The sequence below is a fragment of the Streptomyces sp. NPDC046939 genome, assembly GCF_040644575.1.
Taxonomy (GTDB): Bacteria; Actinomycetota; Actinomycetes; order Streptomycetales; family Streptomycetaceae; genus Streptomyces.
This window is the reverse complement of record NZ_JBEYWV010000004.1, coordinates 197,739-209,785: the sequence shown is the minus strand read 5'-3', so window position 1 is coordinate 209,785 and position 12,047 is coordinate 197,739. Positions and strand designations below refer to the sequence as shown.

Sequence of the window (12,047 nt, the reverse complement as noted above, 5' to 3'; positions counted from 1 at the left end):
CCCCGCGCGCCCTCTCGCATGGCGAGACCTGAAAACTTTCCTTCCGCCCCCCGCCGTACGGTGGGACGCAACACCGCACACCAAGGAGAACCCCAGTGGCCGAGCTGTTCTACGACGACGACGCCGACCTGTCCATCATCCAGAACCGCAAGGTCGCGGTGATCGGCTACGGCAGCCAGGGCCACGCCCACGCGCTGTCGCTCCGTGACTCGGGTGTCGACGTCCGCGTCGGTCTGCACGAGGGCTCCAAGTCCAAGGCCAAGGCCGAGGAGCAGGGCCTGCGCGTGGTGACGCCGTCGGAGGCCGCCGCCGAGGCCGACGTCATCATGATCCTGGTGCCGGACCCGATCCAGGCGAAGGTCTACGAGGAGAACATCAAGGACAACCTGAAGGACGGCGACGCGCTGTTCTTCGGGCACGGCCTGAACATCCGCTACGACTTCATCAAGCCCCCGGCCGGCGTCGACGTCTGCATGGTCGCCCCCAAGGGCCCGGGCCACCTGGTGCGTCGTCAGTACGAGGAGGGCCGCGGCGTCCCGTGCATCGCGGCCGTCGAGCAGGACGCCACCGGCAAGGCCTTCGACCTGGCGCTGTCCTACGCCAAGGGCATCGGCGGCACCCGCGCGGGCGTCATCAAGACGACGTTCACCGAGGAGACCGAGACCGACCTCTTCGGCGAGCAGGCCGTGCTCTGCGGCGGCACCGCCGCGCTGGTCAAGGCGGGCTTCGAGACGCTGACCGAGGCCGGCTACCAGCCGGAGATCGCCTACTTCGAGTGCCTGCACGAGCTGAAGCTCATCGTGGACCTCATGTACGAGGGCGGCCTGGAGAAGATGCGCTGGTCGATCTCCGAGACCGCCGAGTGGGGCGACTACGTCACCGGCCCGCGCATCATCACGGACGCCACCAAGGCCGAGATGAAGCAGGTCCTCGCCGAGATCCAGGACGGCACCTTCGCCCGTAACTGGATGGACGAGTACCACGGCGGCCTGAAGAAGTACAACGAGTACAAGAAGCAGGACTCCGAGCACCTGCTCGAGACCACCGGCAAGGAGCTGCGCAAGCTCATGAGCTGGGTGGACGAGGAGGCGTAAGCCTTGAGCGACGGGGCCGCGGCGGACGCCGCGGCCCCGTTCGCCTTGGCCGCGTTGTCCACGGCGTCCAGCCACGGACGAGTGATCCTTCCAGGGAGGCGCAAGCCGCTTCCCCGCGCGCCACTACACTGCTGAACTATTCGCGTCGGGCCCACAGCGTCGTGCGTCTTCCACGCGGCCATGCACCCACCCCTCCACCGCCTGCGGCCGTCGGGACGGCCGTCCGCATTGGGACTTGTGAGGACTCACGTGAGCACTGCTGCCAAACCCGTCGTACTCATCGCTGAAGAGCTGTCGCCCGCCACCGTCGACGCGCTGGGCCCGGACTTCGAGATCCGCCACTGCAACGGGGCGGACCGCGCCGAGCTGCTGCCCGCCATCGCCGACGTCGACGCGATCCTGATCCGCTCGGCCACCAAGGTCGACGCCGAGGCGATCGCCGCCGCGAAGAAGCTGAAGGTCGTCGCACGAGCCGGCGTCGGCCTGGACAACGTGGACGTCTCCGCCGCCACTAAGGCCGGCGTCATGGTGGTCAACGCCCCGACGTCGAACATCGTGACCGCCGCCGAGCTGGCCTGCGGCCTCCTCATCGCCACCGCCCGCAACATCCCGCAGGGCAGCCAGGCCCTCAAGGGCGGCGAGTGGAAGCGCAGCAAGTACACGGGTGTGGAGCTGGCCGAGAAGACCCTCGGCGTCGTCGGCCTCGGCCGCATCGGCGCGCTCGTCGCCCAGCGCATGTCCGCGTTCGGCATGAAGGTCGTCGCCTACGACCCGTACGTGCAGCCCGCGCGCGCGGCGCAGATGGGCGTCAAGGTCCTCTCGCTCGACGAGCTGCTGGAGGTCTCCGACTTCATCACCGTCCACCTGCCGAAGACGCCCGAGACGCTCGGCCTGATCGGCGACGAGGCGCTGCACAAGGTCAAGCCGTCGGTGCGCATCGTCAACGCCGCGCGCGGCGGGATCGTCGACGAGGAGGCGCTGTACTCGGCGCTCAAGGAGGGCCGCGTCGCGGGCGCCGGTCTGGACGTGTACGCGAAGGAGCCCTGCACGGACTCCCCGCTGTTCCAGTTCGACCAGGTCGTCTGCACCCCGCACCTCGGCGCCTCGACCGACGAGGCGCAGGAGAAGGCCGGTATCGCCGTCGCCAAGTCGGTGCGGCTCGCGCTCGCCGGTGAGCTGGTCCCGGACGCGGTGAACGTGCAGGGCGGTGTCATCGCCGAGGACGTCAAGCCGGGCCTGCCGCTCGCCGAGCGCCTCGGCCGGATCTTCACCGCGCTCGCGGGCGAGGTCGCGGTCCGCCTCGACGTCGAGGTGTACGGCGAGATCACCCAGCACGACGTGAAGGTGCTCGAACTCTCCGCGCTGAAGGGCGTGTTCGAGGACGTCGTCGCCGAGACGGTCTCCTACGTCAACGCGCCGCTGTTCGCGCAGGAGCGCGGCGTCGAGGTCCGCCTCACCACCAGCTCCGAGTCGCCCGACCACCGCAATGTCGTGACGGTGCGCGGCACCCTCGGTGACGGCCAGGAGGTCTCGGTCTCCGGCACGCTCGCCGGGCCGAAGCACCTCCAGAAGATCGTCGCCGTCGGCGAGTACGACGTGGACCTGGCGCTCGCCGACCACATGGTCGTCCTGCGCTACGAGGACCGTCCCGGCGTCGTCGGCACGGTCGGCCGCGTCCTCGGCGAGGCGGGCATCAACATCGGTGGCATGCAGGTGGCCCGCGCCGATGTCGGCGGCGAGGCGCTCGCCGTGCTGACCGTCGACGACTCGGTGCCGCAGGCCGTGCTCAACGAGGTGGCGGCGGAGATCGGCGCCACGTCGGCACGCTCGGTCAACCTGGTCTGACGCACCCCACGCACACAGGGCCGGGTCACCCACGGGTGGCCCGGCCCTCGCGCGTCACGAAGGGCCTCACGACGAAGGGCCTCACGACGGGGCGCGCTCGATCAGGCCCTCCCGGTAGGCGATGCCCACCGCTTCCGTACGGCTCGTCGCGCCCAGCTTCGCGAGGATGTTCGAGACGTGGACGCTGGCGGTCTTGCCGCTGATGAACAGCTCCTCGCCGATCTGCCGGTTGGTGCGGCCCCGGCCCAGCAGCCGCAGCACGTCGCTCTCGCGGGCGGTCAGCGCGGCGATCCGCTCCCGCGCGCCCGGCGCCTCGGCGAAGCCGCCCCGCCGGGCGAGCGCGTCCAGGGCCTCGCGCAGCGGCACCGCGCCCAGCTCCTCCGCGACCGCGCGGGCCGCGCGGACCTGCTCGGCGGCCTCCTCGCGGCGGTCGGCGGTGAGCAGCGCCTCGGCGAACCTGCGGCGGCAGCGGGCCAGCTCGTACGGTTCGCCGAAGCCGAACGCGGTGACCGCCCGCTCCCACGCCTCGACGGACGGGCCGCTCACGGCGCGGACCTCCTCGGCCTCGGCGCGCGCCAGCCAGGCCATGCCCTCGGGCCCCTGCCCGGTGCCGTCCTCGCCCCGGGCCGCCGTGGTGCGCGCCAGGTCCGCGAGGCCGGCCGCGGTCCGCGCCCAGCGGTCGGCGCCGTCCGTGTCGCCGGAGAGGCGGGCCTCCTCCGCCGCGTCGGCGACCGCCGCGAGGGTCAGCGCGGCGAGCCGCACGAAGGCGTCGGGCCGCTCCGAGCCCGCGCCCTCCACGAGCCGCTCGGTCGCCGCCTCCATCCGGCGTACGCACTCCTCGGCGTCACCGCGCAGGGCCGCCTCGTCGATGAGGACGACACTCGCGACGAGCGCCGCCATCCAGTCGGCGGAGGGGCCGAGCAGCGCGCGGGCCCCGGCGGCGGCCTGGTCGAGGTCGCCGCGCGCGAGCGTGACGTACAGGGCGGGCGCGGTCGTGAAGGCGCCCGCGGCCGGGAGGAGTTCGGCGTCGGCGTCGGCGGCGCGGACGCACTCGTCCCAGCGGCCGAGCGTGTAGAGGAGCACGGACTGGAGGTAGCGCAGTTCGAGGGCGTACGGGGAGGTGAGGAGACCGGCGCGGCGGGCGCGGTCGAGGCCGTCGGCGAGCCAGGCAAGGCTCGCGTCCAGGTCACCGGACTCGTAGCAGCCGAGGCCGAGGTTGTAGAGGGCGCGCATCTCGACCGCGACGTTGCCTGCGCGTACGGCCAGCGCGCGGTCGTGCACGAGGCGCTCGCGGCCCTGTGCCGTGCGCCGGTTGTTCGCTTCGAGGCCGATCAGGGAGATGTCCAGGTCGGCCTGGGCGTCGATGAGCCCGAGCCGTTCGGCGACGTCGAGGGCCTGGCGAGCGACGCGCTCGGCGTCCGCGTCGCGCCCCACGTACCGGGCGGCCATGACGTGGGTCGCGGCGGCCCACACCCAGGTGGGGGAGGGCGGCTCGGCGGGGATGAGGGCGAGCGCCTCGCTGCTGTAGGTGAACGCCGCCTCCAGGTTGTCGATCCGCATCAGGTTGCCCGCGAGGGTGTAGCGGACGCGGGCGGCGAGCTCGGAGTCGGCGTGCGAACCGGCGCGGGCCAGCGCGGAGCGGGTGAGCTGGACGGCGCGGTGCGGTTCGCCCGCGCGGACGGCGGCGGCGGAGGCGCGCAGGGTGAGGGTGACCGGGTCGCCGCTGGCGGGGCGGGCGGCGGCGTCGACCACGGACCACAGTTCGAGCGCGGTCTCCAGATGGCGCAGCTCCTCGGCGGGGGCGCGGACGCGCTGGGCGTGGTCGGCGGCTTCGAGCGAGGCGGTCAGCGCGTCGGGCAGGTCGTGGCTCTCACGGGAGTGGTGGGCGCGTTCGGCGGCGCTCGCGGGGGAGTGGCCCTCGGCGGCGAGGAGGCGGGCGAAGACGCGGTGCAGACGGACGCGTTCGCCGGGCAGCAGGTCGGCGTAGACGGCCTCGCGGGTGAGGGCGTGGCGGAAGGAGTACGTGGCGTCGTCGCCCGGCACCAGCAGTTGCCGCCCGACGGCCTCGCGCAGCGCCGACTCCAACTGCTCCTCGGGGAGTCCGACGGCGCCGCGCAACAGCTCATGGCTGACCTTGCGGCCCGCGACCGCCGCCGTGCGGAGCACCTGCTGGGCGGTCTCGGTGAGCTGCTCGATGCGGATGAGCAGGACGTCCGCGAGGCCGCCGAGGCTGTCCGGCTCGCCGGGGGAGCCGGGCCCGGGGAGCGCGGCGAGCAGTTCCTCGGCGTAGAAGGCGTTGCCCTCCGCGCGGTCGACGATGCGGCGCACCGTGCTGTCCGGGACGGGTCCGGTGCGCTGGGCGCGGACGAGGCGGGCCATGTCCGCGTCGGCCATCGGGCGCAGGTCGAGGCGTTCGACGGCGGGCAGCCGGACGAGTTCGGCGAGGAGGGGGCGCAGGGGGTGGCGGCGGTGCAGGTCGTCGGCGCGGTACGAGGCGAAGACGGCGAGGCGGTGCGGGGGCCCGGCCGGGGTGGGGCGTTGCAGGATGCCCCGGCTGAGCAGGAAGCGGAGCAGGTCGCGGGAGGACTGGTCGGCCCAGTGCAGGTCCTCGATGACGAGGAGGAGCGGGGTCAGCGCGGTCAGTTCGGCGAGGAGGCCCGCGACGCCCTCGAAGAGCTGGAAGCGGCTGCCCGGGTCGGTCGCGGCGCCGTTGCCCGAGGCGGCGCCGAGCAGTTGGTCGACCGCCGGGTACCCCGCGAAGGCCGGGGCGAGGCGTGCGTCGGCGGCCGCCGCGCCCAGGATCTCCGTGAACGGCAGGTACGGCAGCCCGACGTCGCCGAGGTCCACGCAGTGCCCGGTCAGCACGGTCATCCCGGCCCGCGCGGCGTGCCCCGCGGCCTCCGTCAGCGTACGGGTCTTGCCGACCCCGGCGTCCCCCGCCAGCAGAACAGCCCGAGGCTCCCCGGCGACGGCCCGCTCGAGCACCCCGGTGAGCCGCCCGAGCTCCCCGGCCCGGCCGATGAACGGCGTATCGAATATCTGTCCCACGGGCCCATCCTGGCACGGGGCAGGGGCGGATCCGGGGTGATGGGCGACGGGCTCCCGGCCCTCACAGCCGCGCCGCCTTCAACCCCATGTGCAGCAACAGCCGGTCCTCCCCCTCGTCCAGATCGAGCCCCGTGAGCTGCTCGACGCGGGAGAGGCGGTAGTAGAGGGTCTGGCGGTGGATGCCCAGGGCGGCCGCGGCCCGGCCCGCCTGGCCCGCGCAGTCCAGGAACGTTTCCGCGGTGTGGGCCAACTGGTGGTGCGCGGGGGCCAGGAGCGGGGCGACCACCGGGTCGTGGGCCGCCTCGGCGGGCAGCGCCGTCAGCAGGCGGTACGGGCCGATCGCCGACCACTGCGTGTCGGGGCCGAGGCGCGGGTTGGCCAGGGCGGTGCGGGCCGCCGCCGTCGCCTCTTGCCAGGCCGCGGCCAGTTCGGCGAGGTCGGTGCGCGGGGCGCCGATGCCCGCCGCGACCGCGTCGCTGCCCGCCCGCGCCCGCAGCTTCGCCGCCGCCGTCAGCGCGGGGGAGAGGACCTCCGCCGAGCGCAGGCGGACCAGGAGCGCCAGACACTGGCCCGTCGCGCCCCACGGAACCGTGCACAGCGCGTCCGCCGCCGGGATCGAGCGCACCGAGGGCGCGTCGTCGGGGTCGGCCGAGGGCCAGGGGGCGACGCACACCACCGTGTGCAGGCCCTCCGCGCGGCTGCCGAGCGCCGTGCGCAGCGCGGCCACCGCCATGTCCCGCTGCCACCCGCGCTCGGCGGTCAGCACGGAGTGGAACTCGCGGGTCAGGTCCGCGCCCGCCTGTGCCTCGTCCGCGAGCTGCGCCCCGATCCGGCCCGCGACCTCCATCGCCGCGTTCAGTTGCTCCCGCGTCGGCCCCGGGTCGTCGTCGATCAGCCAGACGTAGCCGAGGACGATGCCCCGGTGGCGTACGGGGAGGCAGATGCGGCCCCGGTAGACCCCGGCCTCCGGGGTGGCGGGGATGCGGACCGGTTCCGTCGCGCGCGTGATGCCGAACCCCTCGAACCAGGCGCGGACCGCCGCCGTGGAGCTCCGGGTCAGGATCGAGCGCGTACGGACCGGGTCCAGCGTCGACGCGTCGAACTCGGTGTCGGCGTCCGCGTCGCTGAGCTGCGCCCCGAACGCGATCAGCCGGAAATCGCGGTTCTCCAGGGTCGCGGGGGCGCCGAGCAGCGCCGAGATCTCGTCCACGAGTTCCTGATAGTCGCCCTTCACCTCTCCAGTCTCTCGCACCACACCCGCCTCTTCATACAGATGTCTGAGGTGGCGAACAGAGATGCGTGACGTCTGTCGATGGCACAGGATCGGCGGGATCCTTAGATTTCACGGTGGTTCCCCGTGCCGTTCCCCTTTTGTAGGGGTTCGGCCACCCTTCAACTCTTGCTCCGTGGAGGTGCCCCGTGCTGGCTCCCCTGATCCTCGCCGCGTCGCGCAGCGACAAGATGCGTTCGTTCGTGTCGGCGGCGCCGGGCACCAAGCAGGTCGTCGCCCGCTTCATCGCGGGTGAGAACGTCGACCAGGTCGTGCCGGTCATCGAGGACGCCGCCGCCAAGGGGCTCGAAGTGACCCTCGACGTCGTCGGTGAGGACATCACCACCGTCGAGCAGTCGTACGCCGCGCGCGACGCCTACCTGGAGCTGATCGGCCGCCTGAAGGAGCTGGACCTCGGCGAGAAGGCCGAGATGTCCGTGAAGCTGTCGATGTTCGGCCAGGCGCTCGAGAACGGCCACGAGCTGGCGCTCGCCAACGTCCGGCCCGTCGTCGAGGCCGCCGCCGCCATCGGCACCACGGTCACCCTGGACGCCGAGGACCACACCACCCTCGACTCGATGTTCGCCATCCACGAGGAGCTGCGGAAGGACTTCCCGCAGACCGGCTGCGTCATCCAGGCCTACCTCTTCCGCACCGAGGACGACGCCCGCCGCCTCGCCGCCGCCGGCAGCCGCGTCCGCATCGTCAAGGGCGCCTACAAGGAGCCCGCCGAGGTCGCGTACCAGGACAAGGCCGAGATCGACAAGGCGTACGTGCGGATCATGCGCATCCTCATGGAGGGCTCCGGCTACCCCATGATCGGCTCGCACGACCCGCGGCTGATCTCCATCGCGCAGGAGCTGGCCCGGACGGCCGGACGCAAGCTGGACGAGTACGAGTTCCAGATGCTGTACGGCATCCGCAGCGAGGAGCACCTGCGGCTCGCCGCGGAGGGCCACCGGATGCGCGTCTACACCGCGTACGGCACCGACTGGTACGGCTACTTCATGCGCCGCCTCGCGGAGAAGCCCGCCAACCTGCTCTTCTTCGCCCGCTCGATCCTCACCAAGGACTGAGCCGCCCCACGAGGGCCACAGACTTCCCGACAACTCCCCGACCCCCCGAAGGAGATACGGACCATGACGCTGGACGCCGTGACCCGAGTCCCCGCCCCGGTCAACGAGCCGGTGCACGGCTACGCCCCCGGTTCCCCGGAGCGCGCCCGCCTGGAGGCCAAGCTCAAGGAGCTGGCCGAGAACCCGATCGACCTGCCCTGCACCATCGGCGGCGTCCGTCGGATGGGCGGCGGCGAGCGCTTCGACGTCGTGCAGCCGCACAACCACAAGGCCGTCATCGGTACGTACGCCAACGCCACCGAGCAGGACGCCAAGGACGCGGTCGACGCCGCCCTGGCCGCCGCCCCCGCGTGGCGCGCGATGTCCTTCGACGACCGCGCCGCGATCATCCTGCGCGCCGCCGAGCTGCTCTCGGGCCCGTGGCGCGAGACGCTGGCCGCGTCCACGATGCTCGGCCAGTCGAAGACCGCCCAGCAGGCCGAGATCGACACCCCGTGCGAGCTCGTCGACTTCTGGCGCTTCAACGTCCACTACGCCCGCAACCTGCTCGCCGAGCAGCCGCCGGCCAACTCGCCGGGCGTGTGGAACCGCATGGACCACCGTCCGCTCGAGGGCTTCGTCTACGCGATCACGCCGTTCAACTTCACGGCCATCGCCGCCAACCTGCCCACTGCCCCGGCCCTCATGGGCAACGTGGTGGTCTGGAAGCCGTCCCCGACGCAGACGCACGCCGCCGTCCTGATGATGCAGCTCCTGGAGGAGGCCGGTCTTCCCAAGGGCGTCATCAACCTGGTCACCGGTGACGGCCTCGCCGTCTCCGAGGTTGCCCTGAACCACCGCGACCTGGCCGGTATCCACTTCACCGGTTCGACCAAGACCTTCCAGCACCTGTGGAAGACGGTCGGCAACAACATCGAGAAGTACCGCACCTACCCGCGTCTCGTCGGTGAGACGGGCGGCAAGGACTTCGTCGTCGCCCACCCGAGCGCCGACCGCGCCGTCCTCAAGACGGCCCTGACCCGCGGCTCCTTCGAGTACCAGGGCCAGAAGTGCTCGGCGTCCTCGCGCGCGTACATCCCCGCGTCGATCTGGAACGACGGCTTCAAGGAGGAGTTCGCGGCCGAGGTCGACTCCATCGCCATGGGTGACGTCACCGACCTGTCGAACTTCATCGGCGCCGTCATCGACGAGCGTTCGTTCGCCAAGAACAAGGCCGCGATCGACCGCGCGAAGGCCGACGACTCCTGCACGATCGTCGCGGGCGGCACCTACGACGACTCGGTGGGCTTCTTCGTGCGCCCGACCGTCATCGAGTGCACCGACCCGGCCAACGAGGTCTTCACGACCGAGTACTTCGGCCCGATCCTCGCCGTGTACGTCTACGAGGACGACCAGTACGACGCCATGCTGGAGCAGATGGAGTCGGCGTCGGACTACGCGCTGACCGGCTCGGTCATCGCCAACGACCGCGCGGCCGCCGCGTACACGATGGAGAAGCTGCGCTACGCCGCGGGCAACTTCTACATCAACGACAAGTCGACCGGCGCCGTCGTCGGCCAGCAGCCCTTCGGCGGCGGCCGTGCCTCCGGCACCAACGACAAGGCCGGTGCCCCGCAGAACCTGATGCGCTGGACGCTGACCCGCGCCATCAAGGAGACGCTGGTCCCGCCGACCGACTACACCTACCCGCACATGGGCTGACATCCGCCCCTCGAACCCCGCCCCCGGCCACGGGCCCCACCCCGGCCGGGGGCGGCGTCATGTCCACACCGGTTGCACCGTGAGCACGATCCGGCCCTGCGTCGGGCCCGCCGCCGCGATCTCGTGCGCCTTGCCCGCCTCCTCCAGGGGCAGCACCGCCGAGACGTGCGGACGCAGCCGGCCCGCCGCCATCAGCGCCGCCGCCTTGCCCAGCGTGGTGCCCGACGGGCGTACGACGACGGGCCGCAGCCGCGCCGCGCGGGCCGCCGCCTCCTCCGGTGTGACGCCGAGCCCGGTGAGCACCGCCGGGACGAGCAGTCCGCCGGGGCGCAGGGTGGCGAGGGAGCGCGGCCCGTAGTCGCCGCCGACCAGGTCGAGGGCGATGTCCACGTGGCGCACGGTCAGCGCGAAGTCGGTCCTCGTGTGGTCGAGCGGTTCGTCCACGCCCAGGTCGCGCAGGAAGCCGTGCAGCTCGGTGCGGGCGGTGGCGATCACGTACGCGCCCTGGACCTTCGCGAGCTGTACGGCGATGTGCCCGACGCCGCCCGCCGCCGCGTGGATCAGCACCCGGTGCCCCGGCCCGACCCGGCCGAGGCCGACGAGCGCCTGCCACGCGGTGAGGCACGCCCGGGGCGCGGCGGCCGCGTGGACGTGGTCGACGCTGGCGGGCTTCGGCGCGAGCGCGTCGGCGCGCACGGTGACGTACTCGGCGTAGCCGCCGCCGGGGACCATGGCGAAGACCTCGTCGCCGGGGCGGTAGAGGGTGACGTCCGCGCCGGTCTCCGCCACCACCCCGGAGACGTCGAGACCGAGCGTGAACGGCGGGTCGCCGAAGACCGGGGCCTCGCCGCAGCGGGCGAGCCGGTCCGCCGGGTTCACCCCCGCCGCGTGCACCCGCACCAGGACCTCGCCCGCGCCCGGCACGGGCCGCGCCGCCTCCATCACCTCGAGCACCTCGGGTCCGCCGAAGCGGCGCTGGCTGATCACGCGCATGAGGGGCACCTCCCAGGGGCCCGCCGGGCCACCACGGCCCGGCCGGTGCTGACCTCCATCGTGCCCGAGATATCCGGATGCCCGGGGCCGGTGCGCCTGAGTACTTTGTGCCGGTGAACACGCTGCGCACCGCCCACACGGCCGATCTGACCGCTTCCGAACTCGCCGCTGTCCGTGCCCTGTTGGACGACGCCTTCGACGGCGACTTCTCCGACGCCGACTGGGCCCACACCGTCGGCGGCGTGCACGCCCTCGTGCACGACGGTTCCGGCGCGCTCCTCGCGCACGGCAGCGTCACCCAGCGCCGCGCCGTGCACGACGGGCGCACGCTGCGCGTCGGCTACGTGGAGGCGGTCGCCGTCCGCGCCGACGTGCGCCGCACCGGGCTCGGCGGGCAGGTGATGGGCGCCCTGGAGCGGGTGATCACGGCCGCGTACGACCTCGGTGCCCTCTCGGCGTCCTCCGACGGGGCGCCGCTGTACACGGCGCGCGGCTGGACGGAGTGGAGCGGTCCCTTCGCGGCGTACGGCCCCGCCGGAACGATCGCGCTGCCTGCCGACGAGGACCCGCCGTACCTCTTCCCCGCCCTGGTCGCACGGGGTCTGGACGCCACGCGGACGCTGCTCTTCGACTGGCGCGACGGCGACCTGCTGTGAGGCTCTGGGGTGAGGTCCGTCTCAGATAGTAGGAAGTCCGAGTAATTGTGGAGACAGAAGCGGAGTCCTGTCCTAGCTTTGTAGAAGCCGAACGAATCGCTTACCTGGCGAACGGCGGCCGCGAGCCGGAGCACCTGGCAGGCAACCCCTGCAGCCCCGCGTCTCCCCGCCCCTTCCGGCCCTCGAAATCCCCGTGATCTCAAGGAGTCGATCCGTCATGGCCACTGCGACGCCCGCCCGCCGCCGAGTCCGTCACGTCTCCCCGTCGAGCGAAGCCGACCGCCAGACCGCCAAGATCGCCGCGGCCGCGCTCCAGCGCGCCCTGGACCGCCGTGACAACGGCGGCGAGACCGGTCACTGACCC

At 72.7% G+C, this 12,047-nt stretch carries 9 protein-coding genes; 6 read left to right on the top strand and 3 right to left on the bottom strand.

The features are described 5' to 3' along the window. The first annotated feature begins 95 nt into the window (after window positions 1-95). The gene (gene ilvC, locus ABZ877_RS06475) at window positions 96-1,094 is read left to right on the top strand and encodes a ketol-acid reductoisomerase (protein ID WP_361065300.1); all 999 of its coding nucleotides are present in this window, start codon (window positions 96-98) and stop codon (window positions 1,092-1,094) included. Between the two features lie 249 nt (window positions 1,095-1,343). Further along, the gene (serA, locus tag ABZ877_RS06470; protein WP_361065297.1) at window positions 1,344-2,939 is read left to right on the top strand and encodes a phosphoglycerate dehydrogenase; all 1,596 of its coding nucleotides are present in this window, start codon (window positions 1,344-1,346) and stop codon (window positions 2,937-2,939) included. 81 nt (window positions 2,940-3,020) lie between these two features. On the opposite strand, the gene ABZ877_RS06465 is transcribed toward serA, so the two are convergent. Beyond that, window positions 3,021-5,987 carry an AAA family ATPase gene (locus tag ABZ877_RS06465; RefSeq protein ID WP_361065295.1) on the bottom strand — a complete coding sequence of 989 codons (2,967 nt, stop codon included), beginning with the start codon at window positions 5,985-5,987 and terminating at the stop codon, window positions 3,021-3,023. Window positions 5,988-6,048: 61 nt separating this feature from the next. Beyond that, complete coding sequence (locus ABZ877_RS06460; RefSeq protein WP_361065292.1) at window positions 6,049-7,221, bottom strand: helix-turn-helix domain-containing protein; 1,173 nt, start codon at window positions 7,219-7,221, stop codon at window positions 6,049-6,051. A 185-nt stretch (window positions 7,222-7,406) separates the two neighbouring features. On the opposite strand from ABZ877_RS06460, the gene ABZ877_RS06455 reads away from it, so the two are divergent. Next, entirely contained in the window at window positions 7,407-8,333 is a 927-nt protein-coding gene (locus ABZ877_RS06455) for a proline dehydrogenase family protein (protein ID WP_361065289.1), read from the top strand. Between the two features lie 69 nt (window positions 8,334-8,402). Next, entirely contained in the window at window positions 8,403-10,034 is a 1,632-nt protein-coding gene (gene pruA / locus ABZ877_RS06450; protein ID WP_361065552.1) for an L-glutamate gamma-semialdehyde dehydrogenase, read from the top strand. Window positions 10,035-10,091: 57 nt separating this feature from the next. Here pruA and ABZ877_RS06445 read toward each other — a convergent pair whose 3' ends face one another. Then, window positions 10,092-11,027: an NADP-dependent oxidoreductase gene (locus ABZ877_RS06445; protein ID WP_361065286.1), complete on the bottom strand. Its 936-nt coding sequence runs from the start codon at window positions 11,025-11,027 to the stop codon at window positions 10,092-10,094. 77 nt (window positions 11,028-11,104) lie between these two features. Between ABZ877_RS06445 and ABZ877_RS06440 the strand changes: the two genes are divergently transcribed. Continuing rightward, window positions 11,105-11,683: a GNAT family N-acetyltransferase gene (locus ABZ877_RS06440; protein ID WP_361065283.1), complete on the top strand. Its 579-nt coding sequence runs from the start codon at window positions 11,105-11,107 to the stop codon at window positions 11,681-11,683. 217 nt (window positions 11,684-11,900) lie between these two features. Next, complete coding sequence (locus ABZ877_RS06435) at window positions 11,901-12,044, top strand: hypothetical protein (RefSeq protein WP_361065280.1); 144 nt, start codon at window positions 11,901-11,903, stop codon at window positions 12,042-12,044. Window positions 12,045-12,047 lie beyond the last annotated feature (3 nt).